Genomic DNA, 24571 nt, shown 5'->3' on the forward strand with positions numbered 1-24571 from the left:
TTTTTTTGAAACGAATAAGGAAAGAAAATGAAAGAAAAAATTATTGACTATTTACAGGACAAGGGGAGGTCAAGTGTTGACGATTTAGCCAGCAGTCTTAAGATGGCTGGTGCTAAAAATTTCCCTTTACTGATTAAGGCCATTTCCAGTCTTGAAAGTAAGGGAAAACTGCGCTTTGAGCAGGACGGTACCATTTCACTGAGAAAAAAGCAGCCGAAAAAGGATCAAATTACTATCAAAGGAACTTTTCGGGCCAATAAGGCAGGCTTTGGTTTTGTGAGTGTTGATGAAACAGAAGAGGAGCTTTTTATTGGTCGGAGCGATACCGGTCATGCCATTGATGGCGATAGGGTTGAAGTGGTCATTAAAAAAGTGGCTGACCGCCTTAAGGGGACAGCTGCAGAGGCGCGTGTTGTCACCATCGTTGAACATAGCTTGAAAACAGTTGTCGGCCGCTTTGTTTTAGATGATGAAAAGCCGCATTATGCTGGCTATATTAAGAGTAAAAATCAAAAAATCAGCCAAAAAATTTACATCAAAAAAGAACCCATTGTGTTAGACGGTACTGAAATCATTAAGGCTGTTATTGAAAAATATCCGACACGAGGTCATGATTATTTCGTTGCCAGTGTCCGTGATATTGTGGGCCATCAAGATGATGTGGGCATAGATGTTTTGGAAATTTTAGAGTCCATGGACATCGTATCAGAATTCCCTGATGCTGTTTTAGCAGAAGCTGAGGCTATTGCTGAAAAGCCAAGCAGCAAAGATTTTATTGGACGCCTTGATCTGCGCGATGAGATTACCTTTACCATTGATGGGGCTGATGCTAAGGATTTGGATGATGCGGTTCATATCAAACTGCTGGATAACGGCAACTTTGAGCTTGGCGTGCATATTGCGGATGTTTCTTATTATGTTAAGGAAGGCTCCGCTTTGGATCGCGAAGCTTTGGCCAGAGGAACCAGTGTCTATGTGACAGACCGGGTGGTGCCTATGCTGCCTGAGCGTCTGTCAAACGGAATCTGCTCTCTCAATCCTAATCTTGACCGCCTGACTCAGTCGGCCATTATGGAAATTGATAAACAAGGGCATGTTGTCCGCTACCAAATCACCCAGACGGTTATCAAAACGGCATTTCGTATGACTTACAGCGATGTCAATCAGATTATCAGCGGTGATGCGGAACTGATAGAGAAATACGATAAGATTGTGCCCTCTATTCATTATATGGTGACCCTGCACAAGATTTTAGAGAAAATGCGTGAGAAACGCGGGGCCCTCAACTTTGACACCTCAGAGGCTAAAATTTTGGTCAATGACAAAGGTGTTCCTCTGGATGTTGTGCTGCGCCAGCGCGGGCTTGCCGAGCGCATGATTGAATCTTTCATGCTGGCTGCCAATGAATGCGTGGCTGAGCATTTTGCTAAGAAAGAGCTGCCTTTTATCTATCGGATTCACGAAGAACCCAAAGCCGAAAAGATACAGCAGTTTATGGATTATGCCAGTATTTTTGGTGTCAGCATCCGGGGTACCGCTAATAAAATCAGTCAGGCAGCCCTGCAGGATTTCATGAAAAAAATAGAAGGTCAGCCCGGCAGTGAAGTGCTCTCAATGATGCTGCTGAGGTCTATGCAGCAGGCACGGTATTCAGAGCACAATCACGGCCATTATGGCTTGGCAGCTGAGTTCTATACGCATTTTACCAGTCCGATTCGCCGCTATCCCGACCTTTTGGTACACCGCCTGGTGCGCGAATATGACAGACCAAATGCTGAAAAAATAGAGCATTTTGCTGAGCGGATTCCTGAAATGGCAACACAAAGCAGCAGTTTGGAACGCCGGGCAATTGATGCTGAACGCGCTGTTGAAGCCATGAAAAAGGCTGAATACATGGAAAATTATCTGGGACAAGAGTTTGAAGGTGTCGTATCCAGTGTTGTTAAATTTGGCCTCTTTGTGGAGCTGCCAAATACGATTGAGGGGCTCATTCATGTAACAACCCTGCCGGAATTCTATCATTTTAATGAACGCAGCCTCAGCCTTCAGGGGGAAAAATCCGGTACGGTTTTCCGTGTTGGCCAGAAAATAAAAGTGAAAGTGACCAAGGCTGACAAAGCAACCGGCGATATAGATTTTGACTATATCCCCAGCGATAATGATGTTATTGAGAAGCTTTCACAGACGAAAAAAGGTAAGCAGCGTCGTTCACGCCCCAGTGGCGACAGCAGCTCAACAACCGCTAAGCGGAGCAGAAAATCGGCTCTTTCACAAAAGAAATCAAAAAAGAAAAAGCCTTTTTACAAAGAGGCAGTGAAGAAAGGAGGCAAGCATGGCAAAGGGACAGGGAAACGTCGTCGCGCAAAATAAGAAAGCACGGCACGATTATGAGATCTTAGAAACCTACGAGGCCGGACTTGTGCTAACAGGGACTGAGATTAAGAGTGTGCGGGCAGCCAGAATAACGCTTAAAGACGGTTTTGCCCAGATCAAAAACGGTGAGGCTTGGCTGAACAATGTTCACATTACGCCTTATGAGCAGGGTAATATCTGGAATCAGGATCCCGATCGCACGCGCAAGCTCTTGCTGAAAAAGAAAGAGATTGCCAAGTTGGAAAATGAACTGAAAGGCTCAGGAATGACCTTGGTTCCTCTTAAGGTCTATCTCAAAAATGGCTTTGCCAAGGTTTTGCTGGGTCTGGCAAAAGGAAAGCACGACTACGATAAGCGCGAAACCATCAAGCGCCGCGAGCAGGAAAGAAATATTAAGCGTATCATGAAGAATGTCAACATGCGGGCTTAATAAATCGTATCATTAACACCGTTTCTATTTAAAAAAGCGAGAGAGTCAATTCCTAAAAGGAAAAGACATCTCCCGCTTTTTTTATTATGCCTTAAGCATTAAATTTTTTTAAATCGATAATTTCAATTTTGTAACCGTCTGGGTCTGTGATAAAATAGTACATCTTTGGTCTTCCGGGCAGACCTGACAGATCGGTCACAGTGTAACCAGCATCCTGATGGGCCTTGTGGCTGCCTTCCAGATCATCAACTCCAACAGCAATGTGACCATAGCCGTTGCCCAAATCGTAGGCTTCATGGTCGTAGTTGTAGGTTAGCTCTAATTCATAATCAGGGTCATCATCTAAAGTTAGATAAACAATCGTAAATTTATGCTCTGGAAAATCTCTGCGGCGGGCTTCCTTGAAGCCGAGTGCGTCTTGATAAAATTTAAGTGAAGCGTCTAAGTCCTTAACGCGGACACAGGTATGTAAAAATTTCATAAGTCTTTCCTTTCTTTAATTAAGGGTTGAGCTGTTTTAGTCAAACAGAAAAACTGCTGTTACTTAGGCCAAGTAATGACTTCTTCGCGCGGCTTGCGTGATCTAGGGTGTTTAGGATCCCGCAGGCGGTAGCCAAAGGAAATCATATTGGCGATGCCTTCGGTTTGAGGATTAATAAGACCAGCTTGACTTAAGATGTGATTGGCCTTGTCATAATCAAAACCTTCGATTGGACAGGAGTCAATGCCAATCATGCTGGCCGTTGTCATCATATTGCCCATGGCAATGTAAGTCTGCTTAGCAGCCCAGTCAAACAAAGCACGCTCGCTGTCTATCTTCAAATCATTTTCTTGGAAAGACTGATAGAGCTTGAGACGGGCATCCATGTCTTCCCCCTCTTTTATCCCGCGGCGGATCAGGCTTTGACGGATATTTTCCGAATCATAGCGGACGTCTTTTCTGGCTATGGACAGTACAAAATGACTGGCTGTTTCCAGCTGGTACTTAGCACCCCAAGCAATTTCTTTGAGCTGCTTTTTGACCTGCTCATCTTCCAAAACGATAAAACGCCAAGGTTCAAGGCCGATAGAAGACGGGCTGAGCCAGGCCGTATCAAGGATGAATTCCATGTCTTCTTTAGGAATCTTCTGGTCATTGTAAACCCGTACGGCAACACGGTGATCAAAAGCTTGACGGACTTGTTTTTTAATGTCTTCTTTAGTCATGATCCATGTCTCCTTAGTTTCATTTGATAAATTTATCATACCATAATTTATGAAAATAGGGGGAAAGAGACTATAACAATTTTTATAGGTGCCGATTTCAATTATCCTTGGCTACAGCTGCAAATCGAAATAAGGCAAATTGTACAGAAAAAAGCGGGCTTTTCAAAGCTAGCAGTTTTGGCAGCCATCAGCAGTGAACGATATACTTCAATAGATCACTCCTTGCTGCAAATGATAATTTCCTTAGCCTTTAAGGAAATTTTCTCCATGGTGAATGTTGAAACCGTTTGCTAAAATAGAAGTAAACTAGACGATTAAAGGAGGCAAAATTATGTCTAAATTACCTGAAAATTTTCTTTGGGGCGGTGCAGTTGCTGCCCATCAGCTGGAAGGTGGCTGGCAGGAAGGCGGCAAGGGAATTTCTGTTGCTGATGTCATGACAGCAGGCCGACACGGCGTTCCGCGGGAAATCACAAATGGTGTCCTGCCAGGAAAATATTATCCCAACCATGAAGCGATTGATTTTTATCATCATTACAAGGAAGACATCAAACTTTTTGCAGAGATGGGTTTTAAATGTTTTCGGACTTCCATTGCCTGGACGCGCATTTTTCCTAAGGGAAATGAAACTGAGCCCAATGAAGCAGGGCTGCAGTTCTATGATGATCTTTTTGATGAATGTCTCAAATATAAGATTGAACCGGTTGTGACCTTGTCGCATTTTGAGTTGCCTTATCATCTTGTGACCGAATATGGTGGCTTTACCAACCGTAAAGTCATTGATTTCTTTGTTCGTTTTGCGGAAGTTTGCTTCCGTCGTTACAAAGACAAGGTTAAATACTGGATGACCTTCAATGAAATCAATAACCAAGCCAACTATCAAGAAGATTTTGCACCTTTTACTAATTCAGGAATTGTCTACAAAGAAGGCGATGATCGCGAAGCCATCATGTACAAGGCTGCACACTATGAATTGGTAGCGTCTGCGCGTGCCGTAAAAATTGGTCATGACATTAATCCTGATTTGCAGATTGGCTGTATGATTGCCATGTGTCCAATCTATCCGGCAACCTGTAAGCCAGCTGATGTGCTGATGGCTCAAAAAGCCATGCAGAAACGCTATTATTTTACAGATGTCCATGTGCATGGTTATTATCCAGAACACATCCTAAAATACTGGGAACGTAAAGGTATTAAAGTGGATGTGACAGAAGAAGACAAGGCTGACTTACTGGCTGGTACAGTGGACTATATCGGCTTTAGCTATTACATGTCCTTTGCCATTGACAGCCACCGTCCAAATAATCCGCATTATGATTATCTGGAAACAGAAGACCTAGTCAAAAATAACTATGTCAAAGCGTCTGAGTGGGACTGGCAAATCGACCCCGAAGGTCTGCGCTATGCTCTCAACTGGTTTACCGACATGTACCACCTGCCGCTCTTTATCGTAGAAAATGGCTTTGGCGCTATCGACCAAGTGGCAGAAGATGGTATGGTGCATGATGACTACCGTATTGACTATCTGGCAGCCCATATCAAGGAGATGATCAAAGCTATCGATGAAGACGGTGTTAACCTCATGGGCTACACGCCTTGGGGCTGTATTGACCTTGTTTCTGCTGGAACTGGTGAAATGCGCAAGCGCTATGGCTTCATCTATGTGGACAAGCATGATGATGGTTCAGGAACTTACGCTCGTTCGCCGAAGCTGTCCTTTGACTGGTACAAGAAAGTTATCGCTTCAAATGGTGAGGAGCTGTAGTATCTTAGTTATTAGCCATCATTAAGGGAAGGCATTACGAGTAAAGAATCTCCATAGCTGTTAGAAGAAAGTCAGGCGAATTTTATGTGGAATGCTATTCTAGAAATTTTATCTGCAATTGCTATTATGGCTTTGTTATTCTATCTTATTTTGAAGGTGAGAAAGAAAACTATAACTCCTACCTATCAAGGTAAAAATGGTAAGCCGGCCAGCACTTATTTTATTAGTTTTAAGGGAATTGATAAACCGAATATTCGTCAAAATCAGAGTATTATGGATGTTTTGGCGATCAAATTTGAAACTCCCGATGGTTTTGCAGTAGCATCAACAATCAATGATGTCAAATTACGGGAATTAATCGTGCGAGAATATCAGCTGAAGCTAAAAAATGTTATCGTGACCTTCCGTCAGTTGGTATAGATTGTTTAGCAGGCGTTATGCTGAGCTATTTTGACCGCTGTCCATGCAAGGGATAGCTCGCGTGAGCTTATTTTCTTTCAAGATTATAGAGCCGGGCAGTTAAGCCCGGCTCTATAGTTATGCAGCTGGAATATTTTGCTGTAAGCAGACAGAAAGAAAGCCTTAACTCCTTGAAGAAAAGATTACAAGAGCTAAGCTTTCTGCCTATTCTTAGCTCATTTGCAGGTCATTACGGAAAAGGCAATTATTGTGGTAGATCGATTTCCGTATCGTTACGGAAATATTACCCATGGATAATGTAAACGAATACAAATATAATAGAAGTAAAGAAAATTAATAATATTGGAGGAAACAATTATGGCAAAACAGGCTTTAATTATCTGTGCAGGGGGCATGTCATCTTCGATGATTGCTAAAAAGACGATGGCTCTTCTTCAAGAACAAGGTGAAGATATTGAAATGGATGCAGTTGGCGTTCCGGAAGGACAAAAGCGCATTGAAGCTGACAAATACGATCTTTATCTTGTCAGCCCTCAAACAAAAATGAACTTCAAACAGTTATCAGATGCTGCAGCCAAGCAAAACAAACCAATCGTGCAAATTCCGCCGCAAGCCTATATTCCAATTCCTATGGGTATTGAAAAGATGGCTAAGTTGGTCAAGGATAATCTTTAAAAAGCAGCAGTATAGTTATTCTAACTAAGGACAGGATAAGGAGGATAATTATGCTAGGCCAGAAAGAAAAGCTGATTGTCAATTATTTATCTCAGCACCGAGACAGATTTGTGACGAGTAAGGAGTTGGCTGAGCATTTATCCTGTTCAGATCGAACAGCCAGAACCCATATTAAATCTCTCATGACTTACTCACCGCAGAAAACGGGGGCTCAGATCATTGCCAAGCAAGGTTACGGCTATCAGTTAAAGGTGATAGACGATCAGAAATATCTGTCATTTCTCTCTGAAAATAACAAAAATCAGGTTAGAGAGATGATTGATATTAATGACAGGTATCATTATATTTTGAATAAACTTATTTTTGAGCAAGATAAGATTTTCTTTGATGATCTGATGGATCAGCTCTATGTTAGCCGTTCTACCTTGTCTTCTGATTTCAAAAAAATCCGCAAAGAGCTGCTTAAATACGATCTCAGAATTGAAAGCAGAGCTAATAAGGGAGTTTTTATCAAGGGCAGCGAACATGATAAAAGACGGTTCATTATGGATTATTTTTTCAGTGGCCGTTTCCTCAAAAATCTGCATCAGTATGTCAGCAATGATTTTTTTAAACTACCTATCAGTTTTGAGGAGCTGACCATTATAGTTCTGGATGAATGCCGCAGTGAAAAATTGAAGTTGTCAGATTTGATGATTCAAAATCTGATTGTTCACATTGCCCTTGCGATTAAACGGGTAACTGATGGTTTTGAACTTTCTCCCATTGCTATTGACAGCCAAAAGTTTGATAAGGAAATTATAGTGGCTGAGCGTATTTTTAAAAGAATTAAAAAGCGTATAGCAAGGGATTTTCCGCGAGAAGAAATCAATTACATTGCTTTGCATCTGATTGCTAAAAAAAGCAGTGAGCAGCCGTCCAAAGCTAAAGACGGCAACATACGTATGCAGCATGATTTGACTGAAGCGCTGAGGAAAATTGACAGCCGCCACGGTTATCACTTTGCAAATGATTTCACCTTGATTGAGGGGCTTTTGGTTCACTTAGAAGTGCTGGAAGAACGTTTAAAGATTGATGTTCATCTGGACAATCCTCTGCTGACGGACATTAAGGAGCAGTATGGCAGTGTTTTTCAGTTAACCAAAGAACTACTGGGAGATTTGTCTGCATTTGCAGATTATACTTTATCGGATGATGAGATAGCCTATATCGCTCTTCATTTGATGGCAGCCTTGGAACGGCAGAAAGAGGAACATAAACTTAATGTTTTGGTTATTTGTGCTACTGGCTATGGCAGTGCCCAGATGCTCAAAAACCGTATAAAAAACGAACTAAGTCCCTATGTTCATATCGTAGATTTGATTGGTTACTACGATATCAGCAATGATAAACTGCAAGATATTGATCTGATTATTTCGTCCATTGATTTATCAAATCTGGTCTTTTCTGTTCCTGTTTTAACAGTCAGTGTCTTTTTAAAAGATGAAGAAGTTGCTCAGATTAAGGAAAAAATACTGACGCTGCAATCATCGCCTAAGAAAATCAAACCTGAAGACGAGGTTGCTTTAGAACAAGTATTTGATGATTATTTTTCAGAGTCTTATTTTCAGATTTTTGACAGTGCTGACAAGGAAGAACTTCTGAAAAAGATGGTCAGCTGTCTCAATGATAAAAAGGATGCCAACTATACCAAATGCATGCTCAGTTTAGTCCATCAGCGTGAAGAGATGAGCACTGTGGCTTTTAGTGATGTGATTGCTGTGCCTCATCCCCTTAAGGCGGTTGATAAGATACATAAAATTGCAGTAGCAGTTATCAAAAAGGGGATTGCGTGGGACAAGCATTTTACCAATGTCCAGCTAGTATTTTTGGTATCACCGTCTATTTATGAAAATGAAGGCCTGCCTGCGATTACTAAAAGAATCGTTGATTTGACAGACCAAAAAGAAGTACAGAAGAAGCTGCTTGCAAGTGAGTCTTTTGAGGCTTTTAAAGAAATTTTTTTATCTGAATAGAGAAGGGTAGGTTTTTATGGATACAGAGGAATTACAAGTTGCAGCCTTTGAAATTATTTTAAATTCTGGCAATGCGCGTTCAATTGTTCATGAAGCATTTGAAGCTATGCGCGCCAACAATTACGCCCTAGCTGAGCAAAAGCTTGAAGATGCAAATGATGAGATGCTTAAGGCTCATCAGGCGCAAACCGATCTTTTGCAGCAATATGCTGGCGGAACAGAAATCAAAATCGAAATCATCATGGTTCATGCCCAAGACCACTTGATGACAACGATGACCCTGAGAGAAGTAGCACTTGAAATGCTGGAGTTGTATAAAAAAGTTGATTAGAAAGGAATTGAGATGTCTCATCAATTAAACAGAGAGTCAAAAAAGGCGGGTAACCAGCAGTTAAAACGAAAAATGACCCTAAAAAACAACATGTTTTCACGCTATCTGCTGTTTCGATACAGTCTGGCTCTATTTTTCTTTGTAAATCTTTATTGGGGACTTTCTCTGGTTTACAAACCGAGTGTCTATCTCATTTTACCAGTGATTCTGCTGTTTTTGATTATTGCAGCCTGCGCCGAGCAGTTTAAGCTTTACGGAGCTAAAGAGGTTTATCTTGAACAGACTAAGCGGGCTTTCAAGACTCAAGTTAGTGTAGAATTGTTGTTGCTGGCTGTTATGATGATTCCTCAGCAGTTACCAGCGGTTGTTCCTTTCTTTTCAGATACGATGTCGGCCCACATATTTTTTGTTCTGGTGCAGCTTCTTGGCCTGCTTATCTGCTGGTATAATCTCAGACGTATCAGACAAATTAAGACCAACGAAGACAAATTTTACAGTCGTTTTCATAACCATATTGAAAAGTATATTTAAATGGAGGAAAAATTTATGGATGAACAAAAAGGATTGTTTGGTTTCCTAGATAAGTATCTTATGGGACCAATGAGTATTATTGCACAATACAAGATTGTACGTGCTATTACGGCTGCTGGGATGGCTGTTGTGCCATTTACTATTGTTGGTTCAATGGTTTTAGTTTTTAGTGTTTTGCCGATTTCATTTTCTTTCTTGCCTGTGATCAAAGATATTTTCGCAGCTTCATTTGATAAATTTACTGCCTTGTACATGGTTATTAATTATTCAACTATGGGAGCACTATCGCTTTATTTTGTCTTGACCATGGGGTATGAATTGACTAAAATTTATGCCGAAGAGGAAGAATTGAATATGAATCCTCTAAACGGTGCCTTACTTTCTCTTTTTGCCTTTTTGATGACTGTTCCTCAAGTTGTATTTAATAAAGGGTCAATGTCATCTATTACTCAGCTTAAAAATGGAGCAGTTATTGCAGATGGCTGGGCTGTCAGCAATGGGGTTACTCGTTTTGGCACAACAGGAATCTTCACTGCTATTATTATGGGGGTTCTGACTGTTTATCTCTATCGTTTATGTGTCAAGCGTAATTGGGTCATTAAAATGCCGGAAGCTGTTCCAGAAGGAGTATCTCGTGGTTTCACTGCCTTGGTACCAGGATTTGTGATTGGTTTTGCTGTCGTTATTCTTAATGGTATCTTTATTATGCTTGGAACAGATATTTTTGAAGTCATTTCTATTCCGTTTAGTTTTGTACGAAATCTAACCGGTACTTGGATTGGCATTATGATCATTTATCTCCTAACTCAAGCTCTTTGGATTGTAGGGATTCACGGTGCTAATATTATCTTTGCTTTTGTTAATCCCATTGCCCTTGCTAATATGGCCAGCAATGCTCAAGAAGGAACACGTTATATTGTTGCAGGTGAGTGGTCTAATATGTTTGTTATCGCCGGTGGATCCGGTGCGACTCTGGGACTTTGTATTTGGTTAGCTACCCGTGCTAAATCAGAGCAATTAAGCGCTATTGGTAAAGCTTCAGTTGTTCCAGCTATTTTCAACATTAATGAACCGCTTATTTTTGGGATTCCAATTATCTATAATCCAGCACTAGCAATTCCATTTATTTTAGCGCCGATGACTGCTGCAACGCTTTATTATCTTGCTATGAAACTTGAATTAATTAAGGCAGTGTTTGCCAATGTTCCGTGGCCAACTCCAGTTGGTATTGGAGCGTTCATCGGTACAGGAGACTGGAGAGCCATCATTTTGGCCTTGGTTTGTGCTTTAGCCGCTTTCCTTGTTTACTATCCATTTATTAGAAATTATGATAAGAAATTAATCAGAGAAGAACAAGGTGAAACAGCTCTTGTTTAAGGAAATTTAGGCTAGTCTAGGACTGATTAACAAAAAATTTTATAATTTATTGCAAAGCAACTTAAAAGCCAAAAATTACTCAGCTTTTAAGTTGCTTTTTTCGTTTTGTTTCATGAAAAAAGAAGGCAAGTAAAACAAGATGAAAATTCTGAAAATTCTTGACAATAGCTGAAAATAGGAGTAAAATACGGCAGGTTGGATTAAAACCAATCACTAAAATATACGGCCTTTCTCTTGGGATAAGAAAGCAGCCGTTGGGAATAAAAGGAGAAAAAATGAAAAAGAAATTGATGTATTCAACACTTTCTGTCGTTTTAATGGTATGCTGTAGCGCAGCATTTTTTACGTCCAAAGGGCATTCGCAGCAGCATCAGGCTCACTGGAGTTATACGGGTAAAACCTCACCTGAGCATTGGGGTGATTTATCAGATGATTATAAAGCTGCTAAAGATGGGAAAGAGCAGTCTCCTATCAATATTACCGGTGCCAAAGATGTTGATCTACCTGATCTTGAGCTAAGCAGCAAGAAATCAAAAGCTGAAGAGGAAAATAACGGCCATACCATTGAAGTAAAAGTGGAAAATGCGAAAAACACATTAAAATTTAACAATCAAACCTACACCCTTGAACAATTCCATTTTCATGCGCCTAGTGAAAATCAAATAGATGGCAAAACCTATCCGCTGGAAGGCCACTTTGTTTATAAAACAGAGGATGGCAAAATCACTGTTGTATCTGTTCTTTACCATTATGGTAAGGAAAATCAGGCTTTAAAACAGGTTTGGCAGAAAATGCCTCAAAAGGCAGAAACAAAAATCAAACTGTCCCAACCAGTTGCTGTTAGTCAGATGTTTCCTAAAGACTTAGATTACTACAATTTTGAAGGGTCTTTGACAACACCGCCTTGTACAGAAGGCGTAAACTGGATTGTCTTTAAAAAACAGGAAACCATCAGCAAAGCTCAGGTCAAAAAATTCTCAAAGACTCTTGGCTTTAAAAATAACCGGCCAATTCAAAAATTAAATGGACGTGAAATCAAAGAATAATTTTCTTCTGCCGCATGCTGCTATTGACTATTGGATAAGTTGAACAGCTGGTCTTATGGATTTAATCGTGCCGGAAAACATTTTTGGGTTCTTTTAATTTTACTAATCTTCATTCTGTCCCACTTTTCCAAGATATGCTATAATAGGCTTATATAAAAAGAGGAGAAACCCTTTGAAGACTATTATGATGATGTATGTGACTGTCATGCCTGTTATTTTGGCTGAAGTTGCAAATCGTTTTTTCTGCAAATCGGATATTTTAAATTGGACCTATCAGCCAATTGACGGCGGGTTTTGCTTGTCTGATGGCAGGCGCTTTTTAGGAGCCAATAAAACATGGAAGGGCTTCTGGGGAATGATCGCTCTGACTACCTTTTTTCAGGTGGTTTGGGGATTAATTTTGGGAATTATTCCTCATTTTCTTTCCCTGTCTTTGGTTGCAGGCTATCACAATGATATTTTTTTCAACCTGTTTTTTGGTTTTCTTCTAGGCAGTGCTTATGCGCTTTGTGACCTCCCCAACAGCTTTATAAAGCGCCGCTTCAATATTCCTGCTGGGCATGAAGGGCAAGGAAAGGCTAGATGGGTTTTTATCGTTTTAGATAATGTGGATTCTTTTATCGGCTGTATTGCTGTTGTTGCAATCTTTAGTCCCATGACTTTTCCTTATTATGTTGGCTATGTTTTGTTAGGCGGTTTGGCAGCTTTTCTGCTTGATGTGCTTCTGCAGATTACTCAGGCTAAAAGAATTAAGAGTTTGGGACGAAAGTGAACTGCTCCCTGTCAAAAGAATAGTGAAATAATAAACGATTAGGCAACGGCCTTGTTCCTCATTTCAAGAGGGGCAAGGCCGTTGTGCTTGGCGACAGAGGCCAGTACCGCTGGGCCACAGTCTCTGGTATCGACCTGAGGAACCAGCTTGTAGCGTCGACGCCAAAAGAGAGGGGGCGAGCCATGGGCGGACGATCCTCTGCCAGATCATCTCAAGTGCTTGATGAGTTCTAGCAGGATATTAAACCCTCTGACAATTGCGATAATAAAAATGACTTGGTTCATAGTCTCACTTCCATGGGTAATTTTTTCAGAAAAAGCCCCTGACTTCCTATAAGAGTAGAAGCAGGGGAAAGGTATTTTCTATATTTAAATCAAAAATGTAACCGTGTCTACTCTAAACGTCTGTATTTTATGAGTAGAAATGGAATGAATAAGATCCAGCATTAATAGTTATCAATAGCTCCAGTAACAAAACCGATAGTTCCAAAAAGCAAAGCTCCACCAGCAGCACCTAGACTTGTACCAGCAGCAATGCTAATACCTGCAGTAGGACCAGCTGGTATGGCACCTAGCCCAGCTCCAAGCGCTCCACCTACTGCAGCACCATTGGCCCCCCCATTCAAGTCCTCTATCTATTCCTCCTACAATTGCACTATACACTCCTGCACCATCAAAATCAGCCAGAAGAGTATCGTTTACTGTTTCAAAATTATCAAAAGCCATTGAATTTAATGTCACTGTGTTCATAGTATTTTTCCTTCATGTTACAAGTATATCAGACAAAATCTTTATGGGATAATAGTCCTATTATTATTTTTATAAAAACAATCCAAGCATAGATTGTTGCTAAAATTTCCATAATCCCAAAAATGAGGAATACATTTCCATCAATTAATCCATACTTGCGAAGACGGCTTAGTATAACTAGGCTGAGGACATAGATTACTATAAAAATGAAAGTACTTTTAGACATGGTTGTATGTTCAGTCAGTTTTAAATTCAGTTTCATACTTCCTCCATAAAAATATTTTTAGCCAAACAGTCTTATTTATTTTAACGCTTAGGATTTTCTTAAGCAAGAGGTTTTGGTCTAAATTAATATTATTTAACAAGTCTGACACGAAAATTCAAAAAAAGATTCTGACAATTTATGTGGAATATGAGAAAAATATCCCTCTAACTATTCCGATTTTTAATTAAGTGAGCTAATAAATCTGGTCATGCAAAAAGACTGAGAAACTGAATAGCTCTCTGTCAAGTGGACAGTGAAATAATAAACGATCAAGCAACGGCCTTGTTCCTCATTTCAAGAGGGGCAAGGCCGTTGTGCTTCTCTTTTTGATAAGTGGATCAGACAGGCTAAAACAGCTGGTTCTTTTAAAACTACAGATAACCTAACGGGTGAACAGTGTGAGCTCGTCGCGCTTAGAAAAGCACTTTATAATTTTTGTTCAGAAAACTGTTGTCTTTTCAATGGAACACCTGAAGAGTACACAGATTTAAGCAGATGGAAAGATAAAAACATCAAAATTTTGTTTATCTTATACCATCAAACCCATATCGAAATACAAGCTAAGCTAGATTATTAAGCGCCTGGCCTGCCCACACTGTTAGGAAAACATGTTCGAATATGATTTTTAGAAAGCCTAACCCTCCCTATCCTTATTTTCAACCATCTTCAGAACCTTCTTAAACACAAGGCTTATATCACTAACGCCCTTGAATATTCTTATTCCAATACCAAGCTAGAAGCAACCAACAAGCTCATCAAAGATATCAAACGTCAAGCTTTGGCTTTCGAAACTTCAACAATTTCAAAATGAAAATTCTCATTGCTTTAAACATCACAAAAGAGAGAACCCATTTGATTCTCTCTCGTGCTTAATTATAAGTCCCCCACTACAGTTGACAAGAAGCCTCAAAATATTAGAAATACAACAATTCTTTAGGTGTTTGGGTGAAGACTTCAAAGCCGTTTTTGGTGACATGACCGCAGTCTTCAATACGCACACCGACTTTTTCTGGAATGTAAATACCGGGTTCAACAGAGAAGCACATGCCTTCTTCCAGAACCATATCATTTCCAGCCATAATAGATGGAAATTCGTGCAATCCCATACCGATGCCGTGGCCCAATCTGTGGTTGAAGTACTCTCCATATCCGGCTTTTTCGATGACTGAACGGGCAGCAGCGTCGACCTGAGCGGCAGTAACGCCAGGCTTGATAAAGTCAAGAGCTGTCAGCTGAGCTTCCAAGCAGATGTTATAAATGTCCTTTTTGAACTGATCAGGCTGGCCGACAGCAACTGTACGGGTCATGTCGCTGACATAGCCCTTGCTTTCCACGCCAAGGTCAAAGAGCAGCAAATGATTGTTTTCAATCTTATTGGTTGCAGGAATACCGTGAGGATTAGCTGCATTTTTGCCTGTCAACACCATGGTTTCAAAGCTCATCTTATCAACACCCAGCTTTTTCATTTGGAACTCAATTTGGGCGATGATGTCTGTTTCGCTAGCATTGACAGAAATATTATCAAAGCCAATTTGGACGGCTTTGTCTGCTAATTCTCCGGCGATCAATAATTTTTGGATTTCATCGGCAGATTTTATCAGGCGCATGCGATTAATAAGCGGAGTTAGGTCAGTAAATTGTCCTGAAAAGATACTTTCGAGTCCCTTAAACTTGGTGACGTTAAGATTGTCAAATTCCAGTGCGACTTTTGAGTAGTCAGTTTTAGCCAGTGATTTCTTAATCTTTTCCCACGGATTTTCCGAATCAATATAGCCAAGAACTGGGAAATCAATGAGACTTCTGGCTCTGGCGGCATCAAGCTCAGGCAAAAAGAGCAAAGGATCTTTATCAGCAAATAAAAAGAGCAGCATGAGCCGTTCGTGTGGGTCACTGTAAAAACCAGTTAAATAATTAATGGAAATAGGATCAGAAAGGACAGCTGCAGCAGTTTCCTCCTGTTTGAGCATCTGCATTAATTGTGTTAATTTTGACATATAAAAACCTTCTTTCGCCTTCTATTCTTTCAAAAAAGAGGGAAAAAATCAAGTTTATGCTAAGTTTTTCATAAAACTTGCACTCTTTCACTTGAAAGTGTTTTCAAATAGTGCTAGAATAGCATTGGAAGCGTAATTTTCAAAGTAGAAGGGATGATGCAAGGATGAACACTGATGACACAATTACTATTTATGATGTTGCTCGGGAAGCTGGAGTATCTATGGCAACTGTCAGCCGCGTTGTAAATGGCAATAAAAATGTTAAAGAAAATACTCGAAAAAAAGTTTTAGAAGTTATTGACCGCCTGGATTATCGGCCAAATGCTGTAGCCCGTGGTTTAGCAAGTAAAAAGACAACTACTGTTGGTGTTGTGATTCCAAATATTGCTAATGCTTATTTTTCAATCTTAGCCAAGGGAATTGACGATATTGCAACCATGTATAAATATAATATTGTTCTTGCTTCAAGTGATGAAGATGATGACAAAGAAGTCAATGTCATCAATACCTTGTTTGCAAAGCAGGTAGACGGTATTATCTTTATGGGACACCATCTGACAGAAAAGATTCGTGCGGAATTTTCTCGTTCACGCACGCCGATTGTGCTGGCAGGAACGGTAGATCTTGAGCACCAATTGCCAAGTGTCAATATTGATTATAAGAAGGCTGCACAGGATGCTGTTGATTTGCTGTCCAAAAACCATGAAAAGATTGCCTTTGTCTCAGGGCCTCTTATTGATGATATTAACGGTAAGGTACGACTTAGCGGCTATAAAGAAGGGCTGAAGAATAATAAGCTCAGTTTCAAAGAAGGTCTTGTTTTTGAAGCACAGTATAAATACCAAGAAGGCTACAAGCTGGCTCAGCGGGTCATCAATTCAGGTGCGACAGCTGTCTATGTTGCTGAAGATGAATTGGCTGCTGGTCTTTTAAACGGTCTCTTTGCTGCTGGCAAGAAGGTGCCTGAAGATTTTGAAATTGTTACCAGCAACGATTCTGCCATCGCTCTTTATACTCGTCCTAATATGACTTCTATCAGCCAGCCTGTTTATGATTTGGGAGCTGTGGCTATGCGCATGCTGACCAAGATTATGAACAAGGAAGAGCTGGAAGAAAAGGAAATTGTTCTTAACCATGGTATTAACGAACGGGGAACAACCAAATAGAGTTTCTGTATAGGAAGTTCCAGTATTTACGAGCAGGTACAAGCCTTGAGAAATTTGATTTAGCAGCAGTTTTCAGTCTACAAGCTACAGATGTATCTGGTATCAAGCAGCTTAGGTGGCAGGTCTGGACTTGGCTGCTGCTATATAATTTTACAAGATGTCTGGGAGTTATCTTCTGGACTCTTTTTATAAAAGGAGCACTTATGACAAACGAAACAATGATGCAGTATTTTGAATGGTACTTACCAGATGATGGACAGCACTGGCAGCATTTAGCTCAGGATGCCCAGCATTTAAGTGAAATCGGCATCAGCAAGGTGTGGATGCCGCCGGCTTTTAAAGGAACGGGCTCAAATGATGTTGGTTACGGTGTTTACGATATTTACGATTTGGGAGAATTTGATCAAAATGGAACCGTTCGAACCAAGTATGGTACCAAAGAAGATTATTTAACTGCTGTCAGAGCCCTCAAAGAACAAGGTATCATGCCAATATCAGATATTGTCCTTAACCATAAGGCCAATGGCGATGCCAAGGAAAAATTTGAGGTAATCAAGGTCAATCCCAGCAACCGTCAGGAAAAAATTTCAGAGCCCTATGAGATTGAAGCCTGGACGCAGTTTAATTTTCCGGGACGGCAAAATACCTACAGCGATTTCAAGTGGCATTGGTACCATTTTACCGGTGTAGACTACGATGCCCTGCATAATGAGACAGGTATTTACATGATTTTGGGGGACAATAAAGGCTGGGCCAATCAGGAAAATATTGATCAGGAAAATGGTAATTACGACTATCTCATGTATGATGATATTGATTTTAAACACCCTGAAGTAGTAGAACATCTCAAATCCTGGGCTGGTTGGTTTTTGGAAACAAGCGGTGTCGGCGGTTTTCGCTTAGATGCTGTCAAGCATATCGATAAGCATTTTATGGCAGATTTTATTCGCTATATTCGAGAGAATTTCAAGGAAGACCTCTATGTTTTTGGTGAATATTGGAAGGACAGCAATTTTGATATTACTGACTATCTGAATGACACGGAACTCCAATTCGATTTGATTGATGTCATGCTGCATATGAATTTCTTTGAAGCCGGCCAAAGAGGAGCTGACTTTGATTTATCAACGATTTTAAATGACAGCCTGATGCAAAGCAATCCTGAATTTGCTGTTACTTTTGTAGATAATCATGATTCGCAAAGGGGCCAAGCTTTGGAATCAACGGTTGCTGAATGGCTTAAACCTTTAGCTTACAGCTTAATTCTGTTGCGCCAAGAAGGTACTCCTTGTGTTTTCTATGGGGATTATTATGGTATTTCTGGTGACTTTGCCCAAGAGTCTTTCCAAGCTATTTTAGATAAGCTTCTCTATGCTAGAAAGCAGTATGTCTATGGTCCCAAGGAGGATTATTTTGACCATCCAAATTGCATTGGCTGGACCTATCTGGGTGACGAGGAGCACCCTCATGGTTTGGCTGTTGTCATGACCAACAGTGAGGCTGGCTGGAAGCATATGACTATGGGAGAACATAATAGGAATAAAGTTTTTGTGGACTATCTGGGCAATTGTTCAGAAGAGGTCATTTTAGATGATCAAGGCTGGGGCGACTTTCCTGTTCAGGCAGGCTCTGTGTCTGTTTGGGTGAATAAGGATGTTTGCCTGTAATCAAAAAGTGCGAGACAAAATTCGATGGCAGTGCTGCCAGAGTTTTGGCCTCGCTTTTTTGATGTCTGTTTGCAATAAATTTTAGGCCAGCCTATTACTGCGGTCCTTACGGATAAAGTTTTTATTGTGAAAGTTAAATAGCCTTTAAAAGGCTTGGTTGCTGGTTTTTTGGAAGTTTTGACAGCGTTTTTATTGAGATGTTAGGTTGTTTATTTGAGCAGTAGTCAGTGGAATCTCAAAAGATTTAGTGTTATAATTAGAAACATGAAAGTTTTACTGTATTTGGAGGCAGAGCACTACCTGAGAAAATCAGGTATCGGCCGTGCCATCAAACATCAAGAGCGTGCCCTAACTTTAGCAGGAGTTGAGTACACGACAAATCCAGAAGATGATTACGATCTTGTTCATATAAATACTTATGGTTATAAAAGCTGGCGTCTAATGAGCCGTGCCAGAAAATCAGGCAAAAAGATTATTATGCACGGGCACTCGACCGAGGAAGATTTTAGAAATTCCTTTATCGGTTCTAATTTAGTGGCGCCGCTTTTTAGAAGATATCTTTGTCATTTTTATAAAAAAGCTGATGCCATCATTACCCCTACGCCCTATTCCAAACGTTTAATCGCAGGATACGGGATTACCAATCCCATTTACGCTGTCTCTAACGGTATTGATTTGGAGCGCTATGTTCCTAGCGAAGCCAAGGAAGAAGCCTTTCGCCGTCATTTCCAACTGACAGGAGATGAGCAAGTGGTTATCTGCGCTGGATTGTATTTTAAACGTAAGGGCATTGAGGATTTTATCAAGGTTGCTGAGAGAATGCCTCATGTTCGTTTTATTTGGTTTGGGGAAACTAATAAATGGGTTATTCCCCATGATGTCAGAGCAATTGTAACTAAAAATCACCCTGAAAATGTCACTTTTGCTGGCTACATCAAGGGAGAGGTGTTTGAAGGAGCTCTGAGCGGCGCGGATGCCTTCTTTTTCCCTAGTTTGGAAGAGACAGAAGGTATCGCTGTTTTAGAAGCTTTAGCTAGTCATCAGCATGTTATTCTCAGAGACATTCCGGTTTATGAAGGCTGGATAACGGACGAAGACGTTGAATTTGCGACTACAGCTGAAGGATTTGAAGAAGCTATTCAAAAAGTTCTTGATGGCCGCAGTCATAAAAAAGAAACTGGCTACAGAGTAGCTAGAAGCCGCAATATTGATAGAATAGCTCAGGAATTGGTCAGCGTTTATCAAAAAGTAATGGAGGAGTAGGATGCGTGTAGGTCTTTTTACCGATACTTATCTGCCGCAGATTTCAGGTGTTGCAACAAGTATCAAAATCCTGAAGGAAGAACTGGAAAAGCAAGGGCATGAAGTGTATATCTTTACGACGACTGATAAACATGTTGGACGTTATGAAGATCCAACAATCATTCGCCTACCTAGTGTTCCCTTTATTTCCTTTACGGATCGCCGAGTTGTTTACCGGGGACTTTTTGCGTCTTATAAAATTGCCAAGACCTACAAATTAGATATCATTCATACTCAGACAGAATTCAGCTTGGGGATTTTAGGAAAAATGGTTGGGAAAGCCCTGCGCATTCCGGTTATTCATACCTACCACACCCAGTATGAAGACTATGTTCGCTACATCGCAAACGGCAAGTTGATTCGTCCCAGTATGGTTAAATACATCATTCGCGGCTATCTAAGCGACCTTGACGGGGTTATTTGTCCCAGCCGCATTGCTCTGAATTTGCTGGATGGCTATTCTGTAAAAATTCCTAAGCGGATTATTCCCACAGGCATTGAGTTGAAAAATTATGAACGGCCGGATATCAGCCAAGATGATATTGATGCCCTGCGCCAAAAGTTAGGTCTTGCACCTGACGAAACGGTTCTTTTAAGTTTGTCCAGAGTATCCTATGAAAAAAATATTCAGGCCCTAATTCAAAATCTGCCAGACATTTTGACGGGAAATGCCAAGGTCAAGCTGCTTATTGTTGGAGACGGTCCTTATCTTGACGATTTAAAAAAGCAGGCTGAAGACTTGGCGGTTACAGATCATATTATTTTCACAGGAATGGTAGAGCCTGCTGAAACAGCTCTTTATTACAAAGTTTCTGATTTCTTTGTCAGTGCCTCAACCAGTGAAACGCAAGGCCTGACCTATACTGAAAGTTTGGCCAGCGGCAAACCTATTATCGCTCAGGCTAATCCTTACCTTAATGATTTGATTACCGATAAGATGTTTGGCACCCTCTATCAAACTGAATCTGATTTGGTAGATGCTGTTTTAGATGCTATCATATCTACGCCAGCCAAAGATGACAAACTCTGGCAGAAAAAGTTGTACGAAATCTCTTCTGAGCATTTTGGAAAATCTGTTTTTGCTTTTTATCTGGATATGATTATTTCGAAAAAGGCTAAACAAAAGGAAAAACTGTCCTTGGCTGTTGAAGGCAACAGGACAGATACTTCTATCAAACTTGTAAAATCAACCATCAAACTTCCGGCTACTGCCCTTAAAAAGACTGCCAAGACATCCGTCAAGGTGGTTAAGGCTCCGGTTCGTCTGGTCAATGCTATTCGCGATTTTCTAGATTAGAGGCTTGAAAAACTAAGAAAACCTGCTATAATAAAGAGCGAAGACAAGTTTCTTGTGTCTGGTCTTCTAGCGAGCGCTTGGTCGGTGAAAAAGCGCAGGCCTATCAAGAAATACTCCTTCCTCGATTTTATGCAAACATAAAACGGTGGCTACGATATAGCCAATCTGAGGTGGCAACAAGCTTGTTTTGTTGTACACGAATGAAGGTGGAACCACGTTGCGACGTCCTTTTGAGGATGTCGTATTTTTTATGTTTATGTTTTGACAGTTACCTTGGGTGATTGCGCAGCAATCATTGCTGTCTGTCCCAAAGGCTTGCGCCACAGTGGACAGTGATAACTGTTACTTGGAGCGACGAAGTCGCTCTAACCGCCAGCTGCCGCCGTGGTCACAGTATTGTTAGCAGCGATAACAATACGAGGCAAAATTGGAGACTTCAGGCTCCAATTTTAGCAATGAAACGACGAAGTCGGTTGCTTGCGTGCCGACCACTTAAGGCAGCTGGCAAGAAAAAAGAATTTGATAAAAGGAGAAACCCCAATGGTAAAAATCACTTTCCCAGATGGCGCTGTTCGTGAATACGAAAGCGGCGTGACAACTGTTGAAATCGCTGAGTCCATCAGCAAGTCCCTCGCTAAGAAGGCTTTAGCAGGTAAATTAAACGGTCGATTAATCGATACAACGCGTGCGATTACAGAAGACGGCTCTCTTGAAATTGTTACGCCTGATCACGAGGATGCCCTGCCTATTCTTCGTCACTCAGCTGCTCACCTCTTTGCCCAAGCGGCACGCCGCCTTTTTCCAGATATTCATTTGGGTGTTGGCCCTGCTATTGAAGATGGTTTCTACTATGATACCGATAACGAAGCTGGCCAAATCTCAAATGAAGACCTGCCTCGTATCGAAGAGGAAATGAAGAAGATTGTCAAAGAAAATTTCCCATCCATTCGTGAAGAAGTGACCAAAGATGAGGCGCGTGAAATCTTTAAAAACGATCCTTATAAGCTTGAACTGATTGAAGAACACTCAGAAGATGAAGGTGGTTTGACCATCTATCGTCAGGGCGAATATGTTGATCTTTGCCGCGGTCCACATGTCCCATCAACTGGCCGTATCCAAGTTTTCCACCTGCTCAATGTGGCCGGTGCCTACTGGCGTGGTAATTCTGATAATGCTATGATGCAGCGGATTTATGGGACTGCTTGGTTTGACAAGAAAGATCTCAAAGCTTACCTCAAACGTCTGGAAGAAGCCAAGGAACGTGACCACCGTAAACTTGGTAAAGAGCTTGATCTCTTCATGATTTCTCAAGAAGTCGGTCAAGGTCTGCCATTCTGGCTGCCAAATGGAGCAACCATTCGCCGTACGCTGGAACGTTATATTGTTGATAAGGAAATCGCTGCCGGTTACCAACACGTTTATACGCCACCAATTGCCTCTGTTGACCTTTACAAGACATCTGGCCACTGGGATCACTACCGGGAAGACATGTTCCCAACCATGGACATGGGTGATGGTGAAGAATTTGTCCTGCGTCCAATGAACTGCCCACACCATATTGAAGTCTACAAACACCATGTTCATTCTTACCGTGAGTTGCCAATCCGTATCGCTGAAATCGGTATGATGCACCGTTATGAAAAATCGGGTGCCCTGACTGGTTTACAGCGTGTGCGTGAAATGTCATTGAACGATGGTCACACATTCGTGACACCAGAGCAAATTCAAGACGAATTTAAGCAGACACTACAATTGATTATTGACGTTTACGAAGATTTTAATCTGACAGATTACCGTTTCCGCCTGTCCTACCGTGATCCTAAAGATACTCACAAATACTATGACAACGATGAAATGTGGGAAAATGCGCAAGCTATGCTCAAAGCAGCCATGGACGACATGGAATTGGATTACTTTGAAGCAGAAGGAGAAGCAGCCTTCTACGGTCCAAAACTTGACATTCAAGTAAAAACAGCCCTTGGCAATGAAGAAACCCTGTCAACCATTCAGCTGGACTTCCTCTTGCCAGAACGTTTTGACCTTAAATACGTTGGCGCAGATGGCGAAGAACACCGTCCAGTCATGATTCACCGCGGCGTTATTTCAACTATGGAACGCTTCACCGCTATTCTGATTGAAAACTACAAGGGAGCCTTCCCAACCTGGCTAGCACCGCAGCAAGTAACCGTCATCCCAATCTCCAACGAAGCGCACATTGATTACGCTTGGGAAGTCGCTAAAACGCTTCGTAACCGCGGTATCCGTGTGGAAGTGGACGAACGCAACGAAAAAATGCAGTACAAAATTCGTGCCAGCCAAACCCAAAAAATTCCTTACCAGCTCATCGTTGGAGACAAGGAGATGGCAGACAAGTCTGTTAACGTCCGCCGTTACGGCAGCAAACAAACGCACACTGAAAGCATTGCTGAATTCACGGAAAATATCTTAGCCGATATCGCAAGAAAATCACGTCCAAGCGAAGAAGAAGCAAAATAAGATAAAGAAGAGAAGTCCTGTGGGGCTTCTTTTTTTGCTATGATTTTTAACAAAAAATTGCTTATTTTGCCAGCTAACCTTGCTTGAAAGTCGAATAAATTGCCTCTATAATAGACTTATAAAGAGGTGAGAAAAGTATGATTAGTGAAACAATTCTTCTATTGAGAAAAAAGTTAGGCTATTCTCAGGAAACATTAGCTGAAAAGGTAGGAGTATCCCGTCAAACCCTTAGTAAATGGGAACTGGGAGAGAGTTTACCAGATATTATTTCTTCAAGCCGTTTGGCAGAAATTTTTGACATTAGCTTAGATGAGCTGGTTAATGGTGATGATTCTTTTTTTGCCAGTAAACCTAAGGAAGGAAAGTATATTTTTGGAACGGTAACGGTTGGTGAAAAGGGGCAAATTGTCATTCCCGTACGGGCCAGAAAAGTGTTTAACATTAAAAAAGGCGATAGCCTTATGGTTTTAGGTGATATCAATCGAGGCTTGGCCTTGTTAAACAGCGATTTCTTTATTCAGGCTTTTGAAGAAATGGGGTTAATGAATGAAAAAAATAGCCAGTTTGAGCCTTAGTTTTGCAGTCTTGATATTCTTTTTGCATGTGATTGGCTGCTATGATTTTGTTTAGGTGGCCTATTGACAACTGGTCATGTTCAAAGAAGTTCGTGATAGTTTAATGTTATAGATATTGT

22 protein-coding genes and 2 pseudogenes are annotated in these 24571 nt (G+C 41.0%); 18 read left to right on the forward strand and 6 right to left on the reverse strand.

The genetic code is table 11. From position 1 onward, the window contains the following. The first annotated feature begins 27 nt into the window (after nt 1-27). Nucleotides 28-2370, forward strand: coding sequence for a ribonuclease R (gene rnr, locus SCSH_RS03470; RefSeq protein ID WP_057490503.1), 2343 nt, complete (start codon nt 28-30; stop codon nt 2368-2370). Next, the gene (gene smpB, locus SCSH_RS03475) at nt 2333-2803 is read left to right on the forward strand and encodes an SsrA-binding protein SmpB (protein ID WP_057490504.1); all 471 of its coding nucleotides are present in this window, start codon (nt 2333-2335) and stop codon (nt 2801-2803) included. The genes rnr and smpB overlap by 38 nt, the downstream gene beginning before the upstream one ends. Before the next feature lie 91 nt (nt 2804-2894). Here smpB and gloA read toward each other — a convergent pair whose 3' ends face one another. Both gloA and SCSH_RS03485 read right to left on the reverse strand, forming a co-directional pair. Then, a complete protein-coding gene (gene gloA / locus SCSH_RS03480; RefSeq protein ID WP_057490505.1) occupies nt 2895-3284 on the reverse strand; it encodes a lactoylglutathione lyase in 390 nt (129 codons plus the stop codon). 59 nt (nt 3285-3343) lie between these two features. Continuing rightward, entirely contained in the window at nt 3344-4009 is a 666-nt protein-coding gene (locus SCSH_RS03485; protein ID WP_057490506.1) for an NAD(P)H-dependent oxidoreductase, read from the reverse strand. Between the two features lie 331 nt (nt 4010-4340). On the opposite strand from SCSH_RS03485, the gene SCSH_RS03490 reads away from it, so the two are divergent. From SCSH_RS03490 to SCSH_RS03530, 9 genes are all read left to right on the forward strand, one after another. Further along, on the forward strand, nt 4341-5774 hold the full coding sequence (locus tag SCSH_RS03490; RefSeq protein ID WP_057490507.1) for a 6-phospho-beta-glucosidase: 1434 nt from the start codon (nt 4341-4343) through the stop codon (nt 5772-5774). 84 nt (nt 5775-5858) lie between these two features. Further along, nucleotides 5859-6194, forward strand: a complete 336-nt coding sequence (locus SCSH_RS03495) for a hypothetical protein (RefSeq protein ID WP_082581940.1) — start codon at nt 5859-5861, stop codon at nt 6192-6194. A 357-nt stretch (nt 6195-6551) separates the two neighbouring features. Continuing rightward, on the forward strand, nt 6552-6869 hold the full coding sequence (locus SCSH_RS03500; protein ID WP_057490508.1) for a PTS cellobiose transporter subunit IIB: 318 nt from the start codon (nt 6552-6554) through the stop codon (nt 6867-6869). A gap of 50 nt (nt 6870-6919) precedes the next feature. Next, complete coding sequence (locus tag SCSH_RS03505) at nt 6920-8884, forward strand: BglG family transcription antiterminator (protein WP_057490509.1); 1965 nt, start codon at nt 6920-6922, stop codon at nt 8882-8884. Between the two features lie 16 nt (nt 8885-8900). Then, nucleotides 8901-9215: a PTS cellobiose transporter subunit IIA gene (locus SCSH_RS03510; protein ID WP_057490510.1), complete on the forward strand. Its 315-nt coding sequence runs from the start codon at nt 8901-8903 to the stop codon at nt 9213-9215. A gap of 12 nt (nt 9216-9227) precedes the next feature. Beyond that, on the forward strand, nt 9228-9746 hold the full coding sequence (locus tag SCSH_RS03515; RefSeq protein WP_057490511.1) for a hypothetical protein: 519 nt from the start codon (nt 9228-9230) through the stop codon (nt 9744-9746). Nucleotides 9747-9761: 15 nt separating this feature from the next. After that, nucleotides 9762-11123 carry a PTS cellobiose transporter subunit IIC gene (gene celB, locus SCSH_RS03520; protein WP_057490512.1) on the forward strand — a complete coding sequence of 454 codons (1362 nt, stop codon included), beginning with the start codon at nt 9762-9764 and terminating at the stop codon, nt 11121-11123. 275 nt (nt 11124-11398) lie between these two features. Further along, nucleotides 11399-12169, forward strand: coding sequence for a carbonic anhydrase (locus SCSH_RS03525; RefSeq protein ID WP_057490513.1), 771 nt, complete (start codon nt 11399-11401; stop codon nt 12167-12169). Between the two features lie 172 nt (nt 12170-12341). Next, nucleotides 12342-12941, forward strand: a complete 600-nt coding sequence (locus SCSH_RS03530; RefSeq protein WP_057490514.1) for a CDP-archaeol synthase — start codon at nt 12342-12344, stop codon at nt 12939-12941. Between the two features lie 77 nt (nt 12942-13018). Here the strand turns inward: SCSH_RS03530 and SCSH_RS11440 are convergent. The 3 genes and pseudogenes from SCSH_RS11440 to SCSH_RS03540 form a co-directional block, all read right to left on the reverse strand. Beyond that, nucleotides 13019-13225 (reverse strand): annotated as a pseudogene (locus SCSH_RS11440) (hypothetical protein); the annotation flags it as partial. 161 nt (nt 13226-13386) lie between these two features. After that, nucleotides 13387-13566 (reverse strand): hypothetical protein, encoded by a 180-nt coding sequence (locus SCSH_RS03535; RefSeq protein WP_057490515.1) that lies wholly within the window; start codon nt 13564-13566, stop codon nt 13387-13389. 152 nt (nt 13567-13718) lie between these two features. Continuing rightward, the gene (locus SCSH_RS03540; RefSeq protein ID WP_057490516.1) at nt 13719-13952 is read right to left on the reverse strand and encodes a hypothetical protein; all 234 of its coding nucleotides are present in this window, start codon (nt 13950-13952) and stop codon (nt 13719-13721) included. 653 nt (nt 13953-14605) lie between these two features. Between SCSH_RS03540 and SCSH_RS10870 the strand changes: the two are divergent. Next, nucleotides 14606-14828: pseudogene (locus tag SCSH_RS10870) on the forward strand (transposase); the annotation flags it as partial. 41 nt (nt 14829-14869) lie between these two features. On the opposite strand, the gene SCSH_RS03545 reads toward SCSH_RS10870, so the two are convergent. Beyond that, nucleotides 14870-15949: a M24 family metallopeptidase gene (locus tag SCSH_RS03545; RefSeq protein WP_057490517.1), complete on the reverse strand. Its 1080-nt coding sequence runs from the start codon at nt 15947-15949 to the stop codon at nt 14870-14872. Between the two features lie 164 nt (nt 15950-16113). Between SCSH_RS03545 and ccpA the strand changes: the two genes are divergently transcribed. From ccpA to SCSH_RS03575, 6 genes are all read left to right on the forward strand, one after another. After that, nucleotides 16114-17115: a catabolite control protein A gene (gene ccpA / locus SCSH_RS03550; protein ID WP_057490518.1), complete on the forward strand. Its 1002-nt coding sequence runs from the start codon at nt 16114-16116 to the stop codon at nt 17113-17115. 203 nt (nt 17116-17318) lie between these two features. After that, complete coding sequence (locus SCSH_RS03555; protein ID WP_057490519.1) at nt 17319-18782, forward strand: alpha-amylase; 1464 nt, start codon at nt 17319-17321, stop codon at nt 18780-18782. A 264-nt stretch (nt 18783-19046) separates the two neighbouring features. Next, the gene (locus SCSH_RS03560; RefSeq protein WP_057490520.1) at nt 19047-20045 is read left to right on the forward strand and encodes an LTA glycolipid anchor biosynthesis glycosyltransferase, IagA/BgsA family; all 999 of its coding nucleotides are present in this window, start codon (nt 19047-19049) and stop codon (nt 20043-20045) included. A gap of 1 nt (nt 20046) precedes the next feature. Then, a complete protein-coding gene (locus tag SCSH_RS03565) occupies nt 20047-21381 on the forward strand; it encodes a glycosyltransferase family 4 protein (RefSeq protein WP_057490521.1) in 1335 nt (444 codons plus the stop codon). 540 nt (nt 21382-21921) lie between these two features. Further along, nucleotides 21922-23877 carry a threonine--tRNA ligase gene (gene thrS, locus SCSH_RS03570; protein ID WP_057490522.1) on the forward strand — a complete coding sequence of 652 codons (1956 nt, stop codon included), beginning with the start codon at nt 21922-21924 and terminating at the stop codon, nt 23875-23877. Between the two features lie 137 nt (nt 23878-24014). Continuing rightward, nucleotides 24015-24452, forward strand: a complete 438-nt coding sequence (locus tag SCSH_RS03575; RefSeq protein WP_057490523.1) for a helix-turn-helix domain-containing protein — start codon at nt 24015-24017, stop codon at nt 24450-24452. The last annotated feature ends 119 nt before the right edge of the window (nt 24453-24571 follow it).

Origin of the sequence: Streptococcus orisasini (genome assembly GCF_001431045.1) — a bacterium.
Classification (GTDB): Bacteria; Bacillota; Bacilli; order Lactobacillales; family Streptococcaceae; genus Streptococcus; species Streptococcus orisasini.